This window comes from Methylocystis sp. (assembly GCF_046349115.1).
Classification (GTDB): Bacteria; Pseudomonadota; Alphaproteobacteria; order Rhizobiales; family Beijerinckiaceae; genus Methylocystis.
On record NZ_JAXMCX010000001.1, the window covers coordinates 1,149,975 to 1,165,873 of the forward strand.

Annotated in this window: 18 protein-coding genes; 4 read left to right on the top strand and 14 right to left on the bottom strand. The window is 63.2% G+C overall.

Annotation, left to right across the window (positions count from 1 at the left end):
- Positions 1-36 precede the first annotated feature (36 nt).
- Together U1E20_RS05510 and U1E20_RS05515 are read left to right on the top strand one after the other, a co-directional pair.
- A complete protein-coding gene (locus U1E20_RS05510) occupies positions 37-255 on the top strand; it encodes an AbrB/MazE/SpoVT family DNA-binding domain-containing protein (protein WP_409979571.1) in 219 nt (72 codons plus the stop codon).
- Positions 255-638: a type II toxin-antitoxin system VapC family toxin gene (locus U1E20_RS05515; RefSeq protein WP_409979572.1), complete on the top strand. Its 384-nt coding sequence runs from the start codon at positions 255-257 to the stop codon at positions 636-638. The genes U1E20_RS05510 and U1E20_RS05515 overlap by 1 nt, the downstream gene beginning before the upstream one ends.
- On the opposite strand, the gene U1E20_RS05520 is transcribed toward U1E20_RS05515, so the two are convergent.
- The 14 genes from U1E20_RS05520 to U1E20_RS05585 form a co-directional block, all read right to left on the bottom strand.
- On the bottom strand, positions 630-1,490 hold the full coding sequence (locus U1E20_RS05520) for a CDP-alcohol phosphatidyltransferase family protein (protein ID WP_409979573.1): 861 nt from the start codon (positions 1,488-1,490) through the stop codon (positions 630-632). The genes U1E20_RS05515 and U1E20_RS05520 overlap by 9 nt on opposite strands.
- Before the next feature lie 8 nt (positions 1,491-1,498).
- Entirely contained in the window at positions 1,499-2,197 is a 699-nt protein-coding gene (locus U1E20_RS05525; protein ID WP_409979574.1) for a phosphatidylserine decarboxylase, read from the bottom strand.
- An 85-nt stretch (positions 2,198-2,282) separates the two neighbouring features.
- Entirely contained in the window at positions 2,283-3,485 is a 1,203-nt protein-coding gene (gene glp / locus U1E20_RS05530) for a gephyrin-like molybdotransferase Glp (protein ID WP_409979575.1), read from the bottom strand.
- 8 nt (positions 3,486-3,493) lie between these two features.
- Positions 3,494-3,679, bottom strand: coding sequence for a hypothetical protein (locus U1E20_RS05535; protein ID WP_409979576.1), 186 nt, complete (start codon positions 3,677-3,679; stop codon positions 3,494-3,496).
- A complete protein-coding gene (locus U1E20_RS05540; RefSeq protein ID WP_409979577.1) occupies positions 3,676-4,614 on the bottom strand; it encodes a hypothetical protein in 939 nt (312 codons plus the stop codon). The genes U1E20_RS05535 and U1E20_RS05540 overlap by 4 nt, the downstream gene beginning before the upstream one ends.
- Before the next feature lie 93 nt (positions 4,615-4,707).
- The gene (gene moaC, locus U1E20_RS05545; RefSeq protein ID WP_409979578.1) at positions 4,708-5,187 is read right to left on the bottom strand and encodes a cyclic pyranopterin monophosphate synthase MoaC; all 480 of its coding nucleotides are present in this window, start codon (positions 5,185-5,187) and stop codon (positions 4,708-4,710) included.
- A 1-nt stretch (position 5,188) separates the two neighbouring features.
- Entirely contained in the window at positions 5,189-6,028 is an 840-nt protein-coding gene (gene trpC, locus U1E20_RS05550; protein WP_409979579.1) for an indole-3-glycerol phosphate synthase TrpC, read from the bottom strand.
- A gap of 117 nt (positions 6,029-6,145) precedes the next feature.
- Complete coding sequence (trpD, locus tag U1E20_RS05555; protein WP_409979580.1) at positions 6,146-7,165, bottom strand: anthranilate phosphoribosyltransferase; 1,020 nt, start codon at positions 7,163-7,165, stop codon at positions 6,146-6,148.
- A 75-nt stretch (positions 7,166-7,240) separates the two neighbouring features.
- Complete coding sequence (locus tag U1E20_RS05560; RefSeq protein WP_409979581.1) at positions 7,241-7,855, bottom strand: anthranilate synthase component II; 615 nt, start codon at positions 7,853-7,855, stop codon at positions 7,241-7,243.
- A 76-nt stretch (positions 7,856-7,931) separates the two neighbouring features.
- Positions 7,932-9,044 carry a site-2 protease family protein gene (locus U1E20_RS05565; protein WP_409979582.1) on the bottom strand — a complete coding sequence of 371 codons (1,113 nt, stop codon included), beginning with the start codon at positions 9,042-9,044 and terminating at the stop codon, positions 7,932-7,934.
- A 143-nt stretch (positions 9,045-9,187) separates the two neighbouring features.
- Positions 9,188-9,697: a transcriptional regulator LdtR gene (ldtR, locus tag U1E20_RS05570; RefSeq protein WP_409979646.1), complete on the bottom strand. Its 510-nt coding sequence runs from the start codon at positions 9,695-9,697 to the stop codon at positions 9,188-9,190.
- 198 nt (positions 9,698-9,895) lie between these two features.
- Positions 9,896-10,402 carry a DUF6163 family protein gene (locus U1E20_RS05575; protein WP_409979583.1) on the bottom strand — a complete coding sequence of 169 codons (507 nt, stop codon included), beginning with the start codon at positions 10,400-10,402 and terminating at the stop codon, positions 9,896-9,898.
- Positions 10,403-10,450: 48 nt separating this feature from the next.
- The gene (trpE, locus tag U1E20_RS05580; protein WP_409979584.1) at positions 10,451-11,980 is read right to left on the bottom strand and encodes an anthranilate synthase component I; all 1,530 of its coding nucleotides are present in this window, start codon (positions 11,978-11,980) and stop codon (positions 10,451-10,453) included.
- A complete protein-coding gene (locus tag U1E20_RS05585) occupies positions 11,977-13,884 on the bottom strand; it encodes a SurA N-terminal domain-containing protein (protein ID WP_409979585.1) in 1,908 nt (635 codons plus the stop codon). The genes trpE and U1E20_RS05585 overlap by 4 nt, the downstream gene beginning before the upstream one ends.
- Positions 13,885-14,117: 233 nt before the next feature.
- Between U1E20_RS05585 and ppk2 the strand changes: the two genes are divergently transcribed.
- Together ppk2 and U1E20_RS05595 are read left to right on the top strand one after the other, a co-directional pair.
- Complete coding sequence (ppk2, locus tag U1E20_RS05590) at positions 14,118-15,119, top strand: polyphosphate kinase 2 (RefSeq protein ID WP_409979586.1); 1,002 nt, start codon at positions 14,118-14,120, stop codon at positions 15,117-15,119.
- Between the two features lie 341 nt (positions 15,120-15,460).
- The gene (locus tag U1E20_RS05595; protein WP_409979587.1) at positions 15,461-15,898 is read left to right on the top strand and encodes a hypothetical protein; all 438 of its coding nucleotides are present in this window, start codon (positions 15,461-15,463) and stop codon (positions 15,896-15,898) included.
- Position 15,899 lies beyond the last annotated feature (1 nt).

The following is a 15,899-nucleotide window of genomic DNA, read 5'->3' on the forward strand; positions in this document are numbered from 1 at the left end:
ATTTTCTTACGAATTAGCTATCGATCAAACGTCAGTATGAAAATGTCGGACACCGCCACGCTTTCCGCAAAATTTCAAATCTCGATCCCAAAAGCGGTTCGTGAAGCGCGCAAGTGGAAGGCTGGCCAGGAGTTCGCCTTCATCCCTAAAGGGTCGGGCGTGCTACTGGTTCCCGTTCCTGAGCGCGATCAGCTTGCAGGGATCGCAAAGGGAGCGAAGCCGAAAAATTACCGTGATCGCCAAGATCGCTTTTGATGCGGCTCGTCGATACTTCGGCTTGGATTGAATGGCTGATTGGCTCGCCCACGGGAAAGTCTCTTGAGTCGGCGATTCCTTCACGCGACGAGTGGCTTGTTCCAACGATCGTTCAACTGGAACTGTTCAAATGGATGAGCCGCGAGGCGGACGAAGATAAGGCAGAGCAGGTGATCGCCTTCACGCAGCTTTGCACGGTGGCTACGCTTGATACAAAAATTGCGCTCACAGCCGCGGAATTATGTTCAAAACATCATCTGGCGACCGCTGACGCCATCATCTACGCCACGTCCTTGGAGCATGGCGCAGACGTGTTGACGTGCGACGCGCACTTCAAGAATTTGCCTGGCGTCCTCTATGTCGCGAAAGCCAAGTCACTGTGACTGCCGCGCCTGTGACGCCTCGGTCGGCGCCGCCTTTTCCGCCTCCGCTTTCGCGAGCCTGTTGTAACGCCTCACACTGAGCGGAATGGCGGCGAGGAAAGCGACGCTGAGAACCGCGAGCAGCTCCATCGGGTAGATCGCCAGCAGCAGCGCCGTGACGCCCACCCCGAACAGGACGGGAATGACCAGATCGCGCGGGATACGGCCAATCTTTTTGCCGGAAAAATGCGGAATGCGGCTCGCCATCAGAAAGGCGATGCCCAGCACATAGACGATGTAGAAGGGCGTCAAGGCCTTGGACGCCGGCAGCTCCAAAACTGAAAAATGCAGATAGAGGGGCAGCAGCACCGTCACGGCGCCGGCCGGCGCCGGCATGCCGACGAAGAATTCGGCCTGCCATGCGGGTTTCGCCGGGTCGTCGATCGACACGTTGAAGCGCGCCAGACGCAGCGCGCAGGCGATGGCGAAGACCAGCACGGCGAACCAGCCGAGGCCTTTGATCTCTTGCAGCGTCCAGAGATACAGCAGCAGGCCGGGCGCGACGCCGAAATCGACGAAGTCCGACAGCGAGTCGAGCTCCGCCCCGAAGCGCGAGGTTCCTTTGATGGCGCGGGCGAGGCGCCCGTCGAGGCCGTCGAGCACCGCCGCCGCCATTACCGCGGTAACCGCCGTCTCGAATCGTCCTTCGATCCCGTAGCGGATCGCGGTCAGACCCATCGACAGCGCGAGCAGCGTCACGAGATTGGGCAGAACGATGCGCAGCGGAATATTGCGGAAACGCAGCCGACGCCGTTCCGAGGGCGTCAGCGCGCCCTCTTGCGAATCATGCCCGGAGAAGAAGGGATCGGCCATGGCGATATTCAACCCGCCTTGAAGCTGAGCGCGGCTGAGCCGGCGGTCATGTCGGCGAGAATCGTCTCGCCGGCGATTGCGCGCGATCCTACCGCCACCATCGGTCGCGCCGATGACGGCATGTAAACGTCGACCCGTGAGCCGAAACGGATCAGGCCGAAACGGTCGCCGACGCCGATCTGTTCGCCTTCCTTGACGAATCCGACGATGCGGCGCGCGACGAGGCCGGCGATCTGCACGACGCCGAAACGCCCATACGGCGCGTCGATGACCATGCCGCTGCGCTCATTGTCCTCGCTCGCCTTGTCGAGGTCGGCGTTAAGGAACAGGCCTGGCTTATAGGCGATTTTCGAGATGCGGCCGGTGATCGGGGCGCGATTCACATGCACGTCGAACACGCTCATGAATACGGAAATGCGCTGCATCGGCTCGGCGCCCAGTCCAAGTTCCGCCGGCGGCAGAAAGAAGCCGACCGCGCTGACCACGCCATCGGCGGGCGAGACGATCAGCCCCTCGCGCAGCGGCGTGATCCGCTGCGGATCGCGAAAGAAATAGGCGCACCAGGCGGTGGCGATGAAACCGATCCAGCCGAGCGTCGGCGACAAATAATCGAGCAAGAAGGCGGCGAGCGCGAAACCGGCGACGAAGACATAGCCCTCCGGATGGATCGGAACGAGCGATTTGCGGACGGAATCGATGATCGACATTCGGGCCTGCTTTCGTGGATCGCCGGCGAGCGCGCGCTTCCTTTGCCATGTTGCGGCGCCGGAGTCACGAAGGCGTGGCCTCGAATCAGGGCAGCCGAAGGATGCGACAGGGATCGCCCTTCGCTGCCGCCGGCGCGCCGGGCTCGCGGATCAGCAGCGCTTGGGACTGAGTCAGCTCGGTGAGGAGCGAAGAGTCCTGCAACGGCAGCGGCGTGGCGACGAGCGCCCCGTTTTCGTCGGCCGTAAGCCTCGCGCGCATATAGTCGCTCCGCCCCTTATTGGCGGGGAGGGCGCTGCCTGCGATCGCCAATTCGGTCCGATCGGCGCCTGCGTCAGGATCGCCCTGCAGGGCGCGCAGCAGCGGTGCGAGGAAAATCAGTGCGCATACATACGACGCGACCGGGTTTCCAGGCAGGCCAAGGATGCGCATGTCGCCGAGCGCGCCGTGGATCAGCGGCTTGCCCGGCCGCATCGCGATTTTCCAGAAGTCGAGCGACATGCCCTGGCGGGCCAGCGCCGGACGCAGCAGATCGCGGTCGCCGACCGAGGCGCCCCCGAGCGTGACGAGAACGTCGGCGCGCGCCTCGCGGGCAAGGGCGACGCCGCGTTCGAGTTCGGCGAGATCGTCGCGGAATATGCCGAGATCGACGATTTCGGCGCCGGCGTCTTCGGTGATGGCGGCGACCGCCAGATTGTTGCAGGAAATGATTTGCGAGGGGCCTGGCTCGGCGCCCGGCGGCACGAGTTCGTCGCCGGAAGCGATGATCGCCACGCGGGGGCGACGGGCGACCGCAACAGCGGCATGGTTCATCGCCGCAGCGAGGGCGAGCTCGGCCGGGCCGAGGCGTGTGCCGACCGTGAGCGCGACCACGCCTTCGCGAAAGTCGAGGCCGGCTGCGCGAATATGCGGGCCGGGCGGGGCGCTCGCGGTTAACGCATCCGCAGCGACGCGCGCGTCTTCCTGCAGCAAGATCGCGTCGGCGCCATCTGGAACAGGCGCGCCGGTGAAAATGCGCACGGCCTCGCCAGGATTGAGCGCCGCGCCATAGCCGCGACCAGCGGCGCTTTCACCGACGATGCGCAGCGGGCCGGCGGCAAGATCGGCGGCGCGCAACGCAAATCCGTCCATGGCCGAAACGGCGACCGGCGGCTGGGTGCGGCGCGCCGCGAGATCGGCGGCGAGCGTGCGTCTCCGCGCCTGCGCCAGCGGCGCTGATTCTTCGCCAAGGCGCCAAGCTCCCGCGAGCACGCGCACGAGGGCGTCCGAAACCGAAAGCAGCTTATCCAATCGAAACCTTATCCCCGCTTCGCGACGCGTCGGTAGATGAAAGCGCAGAGGCTTTCGACCGCGAGCGCGACCAGCACGATCACCGTCGCAAGCCCGGCGTCAATGTCGACGCTGGGATAGGCGAAGGTGAACGCCGCGCCAAGGGCGATCGCCAGCAAAAAAACCGCCACGACCCGAGGAAGGGACATTTTCATTTCGGCGCCTCCCCGCCGCTCTTCGCGGCCTCGGCGAAATGCGCGATGTCCGCCACCGCCGCACTGACCGGCTGCACCCAATCGGCGGCGGTCAGGACGATATTGGCGAGCTGGAGACGGAAATCGGAAAGACGCGCGCCATCGGAGAAGTCAGGTCGTTTCACCTGTGCGGCATAGGCGGCGACGAACAGCGAAAAGGCGCGCGGCCGCACATTAGTAAGATCGACGAAAAGGAAGGGCGGGGGAAGGGGCGAAAGATCGCTGATCTTGGTCGCATAGGTGAGAATATAGGGACCGCCGGAAAGATCATTCGCGCAAAGCTGGGCAACCGCCGGCGCCGGTCTGTCGCATAAATGGAAGAGCAAGCCCTGCGCCATGCCGAAATCATAGCTCCTGTCGAGGAAGCTCGTGAGCGCCGCCGTCTCGGCGTCGGCGGGGAAGGCGGGTTGCCCGCGCGAAGAAGCCTTTGTCGGGAGGTACAGGATGTTGATCCGCTGCTTCGCCTCGGTAACGTTCGACGCTGCGGGAAAATGGCCCACAATCTCGCGCAAAAAGGCGACGGCGCGTTCGCTGGGTCGTGGCAGGATGACGTAGGAATACAGGCCGTAGCCCGCCGTCTCGGCGCCTGGCGCGTAGAGGAAATCATAGGCCGTGCCCAGGATGGTGGGCCTTTCGGCGGGGCCGCCGCCTCCGCCGCCGCCCGGCTCCGATGGAGTCGCAGGGCTCGGCGCTCTAAACGAGGGCGCACGCCGATAGGCGTGCGGCCCGCCGGCGCCGCCCGCCGGATAGCCATAATGGCTCGGAGGATTGCCCATGCAGCGCCGATAGCAGGCCGCGTCGTCGCCGCACTGGCTCCGGCATTCGCTCGCGCGGTCGGCGACCGCGGGCGCGCCTGCGAGCAACAGCAAGGCGATAGCGAAAATAAAATGACGCATGGCGGCGCCTCCACCAATCATTAAATATGTCGAATTGTTACGATATCGAGCCGCGCAGCCCAAGTCGAACCATTCATTGCGGCCCAAGTCGAATTATTCGTCGCGGCGCCAGTCGCCGGATTTGCCGCCGCGTTTTTCGACGAGTTCGACGCTTTCGATGCGCATGGCGCGATCGACCGCCTTCAGCATGTCGTAGATCGTCAGACAGGCGACCGAGACGGCGGTGAGCGCCTCCATCTCGACGCCGGTCTTGCCGGCGACCGACGCTTCGGCCAGCACACGTAGACCCGGCAGGGCCTCGTCCGGCGTGATCTCGACAGAAATGCTCGACAAGGGAAGCGGATGGCAGAGCGGAATGAGTTCGCTCGTCTTCTTCGCCGCCATGATGCCCGCAATGCGCGCGGCGCCGAAAACGTCGCCTTTCTTGGCCTGGCATTCGACAGCGAGCCGCAAGGTCTCGTGCGCCATCTTAACCGCGCCGCGCGCGCGCGCCACGCGAGCGGTCTCGGCCTTCGCCGACACATCGACCATATGCGCTTCGCCAGCGGCGCCGAGGTGAGTCAGCGCGCTCATGTCATGCGCCGGCCGCTGACTTTGCTGCGCCCGAATTATGACTGGCTTGCGCGCCTTGCAGAAGTTCGCGCGTCGCGGCCTCCACATCCTGCTTGCGCATCAGGCTTTCGCCGACGAGGAAGGCGAAGATATGCGACTTTTCGAGGCGCAGACAGTCGTCATGCGTCGTGATGCCGCTTTCCGCGACGATGATTTTATCGCGCGGAATTTTCTCGGCGAGTTTTTCGCTTACTTCCAGCGAGACGTTGAAGTCATGGAGATTGCGATTATTCACGCCAATCAGACGCGTCTCGAGCTTTAGCGCGCGTTCAAGTTCGCTCTCGTCATGCACCTCGACGAGCACATCCATGCGCAGATCATGCGCGGCGGTGTTCAGCGCTCTCGCTTCGTCGTCGTCGACGGCGGCCATGACGATGAGAATGCAGTCGGCGCCGAAAGCGCGGGCCTCATAGACCTGATAGGGGTCGAACATGAAATCCTTGCGCAGCGCCGGCAGATGGGTCGCCTTTCGCGCTGCTTCAAGGTCTTCGAGCCTGCCTTTGAACGACGGCGCGTCGGTCAGCACCGACAGACAGGCGGCGCCGGCGGCCTGATAAGCGCGCGCCAGTTTCGGCGGATCGAAGTCGGGCCGAATGATTCCTTTCGACGGACTCGCCTTCTTGATTTCGGCGATGAGCGCGATGCGGCGTTCGTTGAGCTTTTGCTCGATCGCATGCACGAAGCCTCGCGGCGGATCGTGATCGCGCACCTTGCGCTCGAGCGTCGCCAAGGGCATGCGCACCTTCGCCTCGGATATCTCGGTGCGCTTATAAGCTTCAATCTTTCTTAAGATGTCCGTCATCTGTTCGCCTGCGGCGAAGTGGGGCCGCGACCGCCTCGCTCGAATTCATTCCGTCAACTGCCGGCCCGCTATGAATAGCCGATAAACGGCCGCAATCCTATCCCGATCGGACGGCGGTCAGGCGTCTCGGTTGGAGCAGCGGATCAGCGCGTCGAGCTTGTCCCGCGCCGCGCCCGAATCGAGCGCCGCCTCGGCGAGCGAGACGCCTTCGCGCGGATTGGCGGCCAGCCCGGCGACGACCAGCGCCACGCCGGCGTTAAGCACGGCGATGTCGCGATAGGCGTTCTTCTCGCCGGCTAGTACCGCGCGCAGCGCCCTGGCGTTATGGGCCGCATCGCCGCCGACGAGTTCTTGCGTCGTGGCGCGCGGCAATCCCGCGTCTTCGGGCGAGAAGTCGAAGGCGCTTATGACCCCGTCTTCGAGCGCGACGACATGCGTGAAGCCGGTCGTCGTCGCCTCGTCGAGTCCGTCGCTTCCATGCAGCAGCCAGACGCGCGTGGCGCCAAGTTCACGCAACACATTCGCCAAAGGTTCGAGCCAGTCGCGGGAGAAGACGCCGATCGTCTGACGCTCGACCCGCGCCGGGTTGCAGAGCGGTCCGAGCAGATTGAAAATCGTGCGCACGCCGAGTTCGCGTCTGACCGCCGCCGCGTGGCGCATGGCCGGATGATGCGCGGTGCCGGCCATGAAGCAGATGCCCGCCTCGCGCAGGGAGGCGGCGGCGGCGCCTGGAGTAATTCCGACCTTGACGCCGAGTTCGGCGAGCACGTCCGAAGCGCCGGACAGCGACGAAGCCGCCTTTCCGCCGTGTTTCGCGACGATCGCGCCGGCGGCCGCTGCGATGATCGCGGCCAGGGTGGAAATATTATAGGTGCCGGCGCCGTCGCCGCCGGTGCCAACGATGTCGATCGCGCCCGGCGGCGCTTCAACCGGCGTCATGGCGGCGCGCATCGCCTCAGCCGCCCCGATGATTTCGTCGATGGTCTCGCCGCGCAGCCTCAAGCCCATGAGAAAGGCGCCAAGCTGCCCCGGCGTGACTTCGCCCTGGAAGATCGAAGAGAACGCCGCTCGCGCCTCGTCGCGCGCGAGCGGCGCGCCGGAGGCGAGGGCGGCGATGTAGGATTTGAAGTCGGTCATGCGAGGAATAGTGAGTAGTCAGAGATTAGCTTCATCCTACTCACTACTTACTATTCACTACTCGCTCCGTCACCGTCACGCCGCCTTCTCGCGGCGGCGCGGCCCGTCGTTCCATTCCCGCGCAAGGTCGAGGAAATTCTGCAAAATCTTATGGCCGTGCTGAGAGGTGATGCTTTCGGGATGGAACTGCACGCCATGCGTCGGCAGGGTCTTATGCGATAGCGCCATGATCAAGCCGTCCGGCGTCTCGGCCGTGATCCGCAGGCTGTCGGGCAGGGTGTCGCGACTGACGATCAGCGAATGGTAGCGCGTCGCCTGAAAAGGCTCGCCGATGCCACGAAATACGGCGTCGCCATGGTGCAGGATCGTCGCCATCTTGCCATGGATCGGCAGGGGCGCGCGGATCACGTCGCCGCCAAAGACCTCGCCGATCGACTGATGGCCGAGACAGACCCCGAAAATCGGCACGGTCTCGGCGGCGGCCGAGATCAGCTCCATGCAGATGCCGGCCTCATGCGGCGTGCAGGGGCCCGGCGACAGCACGATTGCGTCGGGCCCGCCAGCGAGCACTTCGGCGACCGACACCGCGTCGTTCCGATGCACCGTCACATTCGCGCCTAGCTGGCCGAAATAATGGACCAGGTTGAAGGTGAAGCTGTCGTAATTGTCGATGAGGGTGACGTTGGACATTTGGCTGCGGTCCGGCGCCCCTGGCTGGGGCTTTTTTGGCGCGATTCTAAAGAGTGCAATAGGCCGCCGGCCGGCCTTAGGCAACCGTCGGAGGGCTGTCGTCGCGCGGCGCGAAGCGCCAGTCCGGCCGCGCTTCCCTGATCATCATGATCTCGGCCAGGGATTGGCGGGTCAGAAGGCCGAGCAGTCGCCCGTCCGCGTCGATGACGCCGACCGCTTCGCCCCCGGTGAGCTTGGGCATTGCGGCGTCGATGCTGTCGCTCGCGCCGATTGTCGCTGGCTCTCGGCGCATGAAGGGCGCGATCGGCGCGCCTGGTTCGGAACCCCGCAAGGCTTCGACAATGTTTGATCGAGACAGGAAGCCCGAGAGGCGACGCGAGGCGTCGACGACCGGGAATTCATCTTGCGACGTGGCCAGAAGAATATCGATCGCCTCGCGCACGGTCGATCCGCGCTCGATCAATGCGATGCGTGTCTCCATTGCGTCGGCCGCTTTCAGACCGCGCGCCGCTTCCGACATGGATGTCATCTGGGCCTCGCCGGCAGCGGCGACATAGACGAAAATCGCGATGAACAGCAGCAGCGGATTTCCGAATAATCCCGCGAAACCCAATAGAAAGGCGAAGCCCTGACCGATCTGGGCGGCGATGCGCGTCGCGCGCTCCTTGCCCAACCAATTCGACAGAGCGGCGCGGAGCACGCGGCCCCCATCCATCGGGAAGGCGGGGATCAAATTGAAAGCCGCCAGGAAAATATTCACCGCCGCCAGCCGTTTCAGAAGATTGACCGACGGATCGCCGATCTTGATTACGTCGGAAACGTCGACGGCGCCCAAAAACAGGATCAATCCGACGGCGATCACCAGATTGACGGCGGGACCCGCGAGCGCGATCAGCAGCTCCTGTCCCGGCTTGTCGGGCATTCGCTCCATGTCGGCGACCCCGCCGATCGGCAGCAGCGTGATTTCCGTCGACACGATGCCATAGCGGCGCGCGGTCAATATGTGGCCGAACTCATGCAGAATGACGCAAAAGAAAATCGCGACGATGAACAGAACGCTATCGCGCGCCGCGATCGCGCCGCCGCGCTGATAGGCCTCAAAACCGATCCAGCCCAAGAGCAGCAGAAAGGTGACGTGAATGCGCACGGCGGTTCCCTTGAAGGAGCCGATCGTGACGGACCATCGCATGTGGGCGTCCTGGGTCGTAGTTAACAGCCGGTAAGATAGGACCGATGAGAGGTTCCCGCTAGGTCGGCGCGAAACGAAAAGCGCCGGCGAAGCGGCCTCCAAGGCGCTTGCCGGCGAAAAAGGAGAAGTCGCGCGAGACCGCGTTACAGCCGATAACGGACCTGATCGGTCCAGAAACGCTCCAGCCGCGTCAGCGACGTATTGAGGTTGCGGAATTCGTCGCAGGAAACGCCGCCGATCTGCTCGACGGTCAGCGCGTGCTTTTCGTAAAGCTGGGCGACGATGTCGTGAATCTGCTTGCCCTTCGGGGTCAGGCTGATGCGCACCGAACGGCGGTCGAGGCGCGAGCGCGCGTAATGCATATAGCCCGTCTCGACAAGCTTCTTGACGTTGTAGGACACATTCGAGCCGAGATAATAGCCGCGCGTGCGCAATTCGCTCGCGGTCAGCTCCTTGTCGCCGATGTTATAGAGCAGCAACGCCTGCACCGAATTCACGTCGCCAAGATCGCGGCGATCGAATTCGTCCTTGACGACGTCGAGCAAGCGGCGATGGAGGCGTTCGACGAGAGTCAGCGCTTCGAGATAAACCGGCCGGATATCGCTGACGCGATCTTCTCGGGCCAGAGGGGCGGTCTTGGTCAAGGCGCTCATCGTCTTCTCCATCACGGCGGATGCGTCGGGCATCTCTTTATCGGCGTTCGATGAGGTCAAATTAGGTCGGGCCGGTGAAAGGCGGTTTAAGCAACAGCCTGAATCGCGCGTTTACCGCGACGCGGCAGGATTGCGGTGAATGAGAGATGAACCTAAAGGTTCGATTTACGCTAATGCGCCGCTAACAGACCCGATCGCTCAAGAAGGTTTTGGCGGCTTTCTGTCGAATCTGCGGCGACGGCGGCGTTCGCGCATGCGCTGCGCCTCCACGTCGCGCCCGGCCTCGAACGTCAGGCCGAAATACATCGCGATCAGCACGGCGTCGACGCCGATCAGCCAATAGCCGCCAATAAAGAAACTCGGCATGCTGAGCGTAAGAAAAATCTGCGCGCTCGCAACGAGCAGCCACAACACGCCACCCCATGGCGTCGCCAGCCACAGTCCGACGCCGGCGATTAAATCGAGCACCGCGAAGAAAATGACAGCGAAGGCCGCGCTCTGCGGCATGGTTTCAAAAATCGAACGATCAGCAGCGAGAATGATCCGCCACTGCATCAATCCCTGAACGAGCCAGAACAGCGCGACGATGCGCATGAAGCGCGAGAGCAGGACTCCCCATTTCGCGGCGTCGGCGCCATTAGGTTCGCCGACGCGGATCGCGCGGGAAGGATCGTCGCCGTCGTCGTAGATCGTTGGGCCGTCCATGAGATACGCCGCCGCCCTTTCCGCTGTCCGCGCATTTCCGCGGAATTGCTACTGGCCCCGCCGCGCGCGCGTCGCGAAGCGAACCGCTTCCTCTGCGGCGCGAAACAGCGCCTTCGCCTTGTTGACGCATTCGCGGTTTTCATATTCCGGCTCGCTGTCGTAGACGACGCCGGCGCCGGCCTGCACATGCATCTTGCCGTCCTTAACGATCGCCGTGCGCAGCACGATGCATGTGTCCATCTGTCCGCCCGCGCCGAAATAGCCGATGCAGCCGCCGTAGATTCCGCGCTTGTCGGTCTCGAGTTCGTCAATGATTTCCATCGCGCGCACCTTTGGCGCGCCGGAGACGGTGCCGGCGGGAAATCCCGCGGCGAGCGCCTCGATGCAATCATGGCGCGCGTCGAGCTCGCCTTCGACATTGGAGACGATGTGCATCACGTGACTGTAACGTTCGATCGTGAAACTGTCGGTGACGCGCACCGTTCCAGTCTTGGCGACGCGGCCGACATCGTTGCGGCCGAGATCGAGCAGCATCAGATGTTCGGCGCGCTCCTTTTCATCGGCGAGAAGATCGGCGGCGAGACGTTCGTCCTCGGTCTTGACCTCGCTACGCCAGCGCGTGCCGGCGATCGGACGGATGGTCACCTTGCCGTCGGCGACCCGCACGAGGATTTCGGGGCTCGAACAAACGATCTGGAAGTCGCCGAAATCGAGAAAGCATAAGAAAGGCGCCGGGTTGACGCGCCTCAATGCGCGATAGAGCGCAAAAGCGGTCAAAGCGAAGGGCGCGGTGAAGCGCTGCGACAGCACGACCTGAAAAATATCGCCGGCGCGAATATATTCCTTGGCGCGCTCGACCATGTCGAGGAAGCGCGATTGCGGCGTATTCGACACCGGCTCCTGAGCGAGGAGATGCGCATCGGCCGCGCCGTCGCGATGGTCCAACGGCGCTTCGAGCGTCGCGACGACCTTATCGAGACGCGCCAGCGCCGCTTCATAGGCCTGCTTCGCCGCGACGCCGGATGTGGGCCGCACGGGCGTGACAATCGAAATTTCGTCGCGGACCGTGTCAAAGACGATCATCAAGGTCGGACGGACGAACAGCGCGTCAGGCACGCCGAGCTTGTCTTCCTTCGCCGGCGCGAGGCGCTCCATCTGGCGCACCATGTCGTAGCCGAGATAGCCGAACACGCCCGCCGCCATCGGCGGCATGCCCACAGCCTGCGGCACGGCGGATTCGGCGATCAGTTCGCGCAAGGCGGCGAGCGGCGCCGCCGCGCAAGGCGTGAAGCCGTTCACGCCTTCGAGCGCGGCGCGATTGATTTCCGCTTTGTCGCCGACGACGCGAAAGATCAGATCGGGGTCAAGGCCGATCATCGAATATCGGCCGCGCGCGGCGCCGCCTTCGACGGACTCAAGCAGAAAGGCGGGGCCGCGCCGTTCGCGCGCGAGCTTGAGATAGGCGGAGACCGGCGTTTCGAGATCGCCGACCAGTCGCGTGACGATGAGCTGCGGCCGTCCCGCGTCGTAATCGGGGCCGAAAGCGTTGAAGTCTGGCTCGAATAGCGCGCCGTTCACCTGTCGCGTTCCGCTCCGGTCACGGCTTCGAGCGCCCGCTGGTTGATGTCGACGCCGAGCGCCTTCTCCAGACCGCCGACATATTGCTCCAGCAGATCATTATCCAACGCCGGCTTCAATTGCTGAGCGATCGTCTTCGATTCAATCGAGTTTGGATCGAAGACAGGGGTCGTCGCGTCGCGCACGAAAAACACCATCCGCCCATTGTCGACGACGACGGAGCCGGCGTTGCGCGGCGCGACTTCGAAGAATTGGACGATCACATTGGTGTTGAAGTCCGGACGCGCCTCGCGCTTCACGTCATTGGCGCGCTGCGCCTGAACGCCGAGCTCCTTGGCGAGGTCTTCGATCGTCTGGCCGGCGTTCAGCTTGGCGACGAGGTCGCTGGCCTTCGCGGCGAGCGCCTTTTGCGCCGCTTCGCCGCGCATCGCCTCGGCGACGGCGTCCTTCACTTCGTCAAAGGTCTTCTGCCGCGCCGGCTCAATGCCATTGACCTCATACCAGACATAGCCGCCGTCGCGCGTCGTCACGGTGTCGTTGTCGACGCCGACGTCCGACGCGAACGCCGCCTTGACGAGGTCGGGACCGGCGGGAAGATTTGCGATCGGCTTGCCGCCGCGGTCATTGCCGGCGTCGTCGACCGCCTCGTAAACATTGGTCTCCAGTCCCACGGCTTTCGCGGCTTCGGCTAGCGCCTTGCCGGAGGCGCGTTGATCCTCGATAGCCTCGTGCAGCTTGCGCACTTCAGGAGTCGCGCGCTGCGCGGCGATTTCGGCGCGAAGCTCCGGCTCGGCCTGTTCGAAGGTCTTGCTGTAGACCGCTGGGACAATGCTTTTGACCTGCGAAACGACGGCGCCGAAGGCCGTATGAATCGGCTCGGTCAGTCCCGGCTGCGGCAGCGCGAAGACCGCCGCTCCGACTTTGGGATCGCCGAAATCTCGCAATTCGACAAGTCCGAGATTTACGTCCTTGGGATTGAGTTTCAGCTCCGCCGCCAACGCGTCGAAGTCGGCGCCGGCTTTCAGTTTCGCGATCGCTTCTTCGGCTTCCTTATCGGTCTTGAACACGATCTGTCGCACGTCGCGCTTTTCCGGCGTTCCATAGCGCTTCGACTTCACCTCGTCGTAAAACTTGCGCGCGTCTTCCGTGGAAACGCTTTCCGGCTTGCCGATCGCGGAAGGGCTGACGACGAGCGTCGTCAATTTGCGATATTCCTTGGCGCGGAACGTCTGCTCGCGCTCGTCGAAATATTTCTTCAGCTCTTCGTCGGACGGCGCGGCCGCCGCCGCGACCAGGGACGGCGCCAGAACCACATAGTCGATCGTTCGCGATTCATTGCGGAAGCGGTGGATCGCCTCGATCATCAGTTTCGGCGGCTCCACCCCGGCGATGACGATGTCGGTGATCATCTTGCGCTGATAGGCGTTCTTCTGATCGGCGAGAAAGCCGCGCTCGGTGAAGCCGGCGTCATTGGCGATCTGCTTGAAGCGCGCCGCGTCGAATTTGCCGTCCTGGCCCTGGAAGACTTTTTCAGACTGGAGCAGGCGCTGGGCGGTCTCGTCGCTGACCGCCAGCTGGAGCTGACGCGCTTTCTGATCGAGCGCGACCTCGGTGACCAGACGCTCCAAAATCTGCAGGTCCAGTCCCGATTGACGCGCCTCCTCATTGGTGATCGCGCGCCGCATCCGCTGCTGAATGCGGCGAAGCTCGTTCTGATAGGCGTTGCGGTAGGTCTCGACGGAGACTTCGCCGGAGCCGACGCGGGCGAGCCGTTGCGTCGTCATGCCGCGAAAAACGTCTCCGACGCCCCAGATCGCGAAACTGACCACGATGACGCCCATCACCAGCGCCATGATGGCGCGGCCGATCCAGTTCTGCGAAGCGACGCGCAGGCCTTCTAACATGAGGGAAGCTTCCTTGGGTGCGTTCGAGCCGGCTCCCCGGCTTTTGGCGGCGGACTATAGGGAGGGGGCGCGCGCGTGGCAATGCGCCGGAAGCTCGGCCGAAGCGTCGAAATGGGATGTTGCTTTTATATTCGGAAAGATTGCAGTGTCACATTTGACCTGAAGCCGCGCCCGAGCCCCGGAAATCCCGAGAGCGCCGGAGGGGCGCTGGCGCCGAATATGGGCAGTCGACAATGGACGAAACCGCCGACGGCGTCGCCAAAGCTGGCTCAGCGGCTTCGCTGCCTAAAATCGAGCATGGCGCCGGGTTCGATCAAGGCGTTGACGAGGCGGCGCGCGCCCATGCGCCGCCATCGGATATCCGCCGGCTGCGCGCCGATCCGGAAGCTATTCGCAAGGCGTTCGAATCGGGAGAATTTCCATATAAGACGCGGCTCAGCGAAAAGGCCTATCTGCGGCGCATGGCGCTGCTGCAGGTGGAGCTTTTGAAAGCGCAGAGCTGGGTCAAGGAGACCGGCCAACGCATCGTCGCACTGTTTGAAGGGCGCGACGCGGCCGGGAAGGGCGGCACGATCAAGCGTTTCATGGAGCATCTCAACCCGCGCGGCGCGCGGGTCGTCGCCCTGGAAAAACCGTCCGAGCGCGAGCGCAGCCAATGGTATTTCCAGCGCTATATCCAGCACCTGCCTACCGCCGGCGAAATCGTTTTCTTCGACCGTTCCTGGTACAATCGCGCCGGCGTCGAGCGGGTGATGAATTTTTGTACGCCCAATGAATATCTCGACTTCATGCGCCAATGCCCCGAACTGGAGCGTATGTTCGTCAGCTCCGGCGTGCGCCTTTACAAATATTGGTTCTCGGTCACGCGCGAGGAGCAGCAGCGGCGTTTCCGTTCGCGCATGCACGATCCGCTGAAACAGTGGAAGCTGTCGTCGATTGATCGGCTTTCGATGAACAAATGGGACGATTACACCGAGGCCAAGGAGGCGATGTTCTTCTTTACCGACACGGCCGACGCGCCGTGGATCGTCATTAAATCCGACGACAAGAAACGCGCGCGCCTCAACTGCATGCAGCACTTTCTGTCGAGCCTCGATTATCCGAACAAGGCGCATAGCGTCGTTCACGGACCCGATCCGCTCATCGTCGGGGCCAGCGCGCATGTCATCGGCCGCGACGAGCACATTTTGGGCAAGTCGCTCGCGATGGACGTCGAGAAAAAGCGCAAGCGCTGACGCCTAAGCCGCCTTAAATCCGACAGGCTTCTTCAATATCCATGGCCTCGAAGCGGGACGAGGCGTATTTTCCTTGATTTGCCCAATCTCCAGCTAAAGGTTGCTAGGGCGCATTCGGGCGAAGACAAGCGACATCTTCAAAAAAATTTAACTATAAAGTTAAGGCCCCGCTTGCACTGTGATTAACCCTTGTTTAGAAATGAAACGCTGAAGCTGGAAGAGGCGCGAGTCGCTGCCCTTCCCCTTCTCGAAGGGCCCGAGACACGCGCTCGGTCGATTGAGCCCTGACAGCCATTTGGCGGCATGGCCGCCCTCAGCGAGCGCCCCAAAAAGGAAGTCCTATGCTGCGATCTCTCGGTCTTGCAGGAATGATGACGGCTGTACTTTTAACGGCTCCGGCGAACGCCTTTGACGTCATGGCCCCCGACTATGGCGGACGCGTCGAGCAATACCAGGCCAGGCTGGCTCGGGCGGAGGCTCGGGGCGAACCGATCCGGATCGGGCCGACGGAATGCGATTCCTCCTGCACGCTCTATCTGGCGTCGCACAAGTCGTGCGTTTCCGAAGGCGCGGTCTTCGGCTTCCATGCGCCCTGGTTCGGCGGCCCCGAGGGGGGAGTCATCGATCCGCGCATGACCGCGGTCTTCGCCGCCCATTATAAGCCCGCCCTGCGACGCGTCTTCATGGAACACGTCTATCGCCACGGCAATCGCGCGCCCGGCCCGATGCTGCGCATCACCGGCCGCCAGCTCGCGGCTTACGGCTACCGCCTCTGCTGAT

Excerpts from the sequence above, each read along its gene's own strand:
- U1E20_RS05510 (WP_409979571.1), top strand. The coding sequence starts at position 37 with ATGAAAATGTCGGACACCGCCACGCTTTCCGCAAAATTTCAAATCTCG.
- U1E20_RS05515 (WP_409979572.1), top strand. The coding sequence starts at position 255 with ATGCGGCTCGTCGATACTTCGGCTTGGATTGAATGGCTGATTGGCTCG.
- U1E20_RS05520 (WP_409979573.1), bottom strand. The coding sequence starts at position 1,490 with ATGGCCGATCCCTTCTTCTCCGGGCATGATTCGCAAGAGGGCGCGCTG.
- U1E20_RS05525 (WP_409979574.1), bottom strand. The coding sequence starts at position 2,197 with ATGTCGATCATCGATTCCGTCCGCAAATCGCTCGTTCCGATCCATCCG.
- U1E20_RS05535 (WP_409979576.1), bottom strand. The coding sequence starts at position 3,679 with ATGAAAATGTCCCTTCCTCGGGTCGTGGCGGTTTTTTTGCTGGCGATC.
- U1E20_RS05540 (WP_409979577.1), bottom strand. The coding sequence starts at position 4,614 with ATGCGTCATTTTATTTTCGCTATCGCCTTGCTGTTGCTCGCAGGCGCG.
- moaC (WP_409979578.1), bottom strand. The coding sequence starts at position 5,187 with ATGAGCGCGCTGACTCACCTCGGCGCCGCTGGCGAAGCGCATATGGTC.
- trpC (WP_409979579.1), bottom strand. The coding sequence starts at position 6,028 with ATGACGGACATCTTAAGAAAGATTGAAGCTTATAAGCGCACCGAGATA.
- trpD (WP_409979580.1), bottom strand. The coding sequence starts at position 7,165 with ATGACCGACTTCAAATCCTACATCGCCGCCCTCGCCTCCGGCGCGCCG.
- U1E20_RS05560 (WP_409979581.1), bottom strand. The coding sequence starts at position 7,855 with ATGTCCAACGTCACCCTCATCGACAATTACGACAGCTTCACCTTCAAC.
- U1E20_RS05565 (WP_409979582.1), bottom strand. The coding sequence starts at position 9,044 with ATGCGATGGTCCGTCACGATCGGCTCCTTCAAGGGAACCGCCGTGCGC.
- ldtR (WP_409979646.1), bottom strand. The coding sequence starts at position 9,697 with ATGAGCGCCTTGACCAAGACCGCCCCTCTGGCCCGAGAAGATCGCGTC.
- U1E20_RS05575 (WP_409979583.1), bottom strand. The coding sequence starts at position 10,402 with ATGGACGGCCCAACGATCTACGACGACGGCGACGATCCTTCCCGCGCG.
- U1E20_RS05585 (WP_409979585.1), bottom strand. The coding sequence starts at position 13,884 with ATGTTAGAAGGCCTGCGCGTCGCTTCGCAGAACTGGATCGGCCGCGCC.
- ppk2 (WP_409979586.1), top strand. The coding sequence starts at position 14,118 with ATGGACGAAACCGCCGACGGCGTCGCCAAAGCTGGCTCAGCGGCTTCG.
- U1E20_RS05595 (WP_409979587.1), top strand. The coding sequence starts at position 15,461 with ATGCTGCGATCTCTCGGTCTTGCAGGAATGATGACGGCTGTACTTTTA.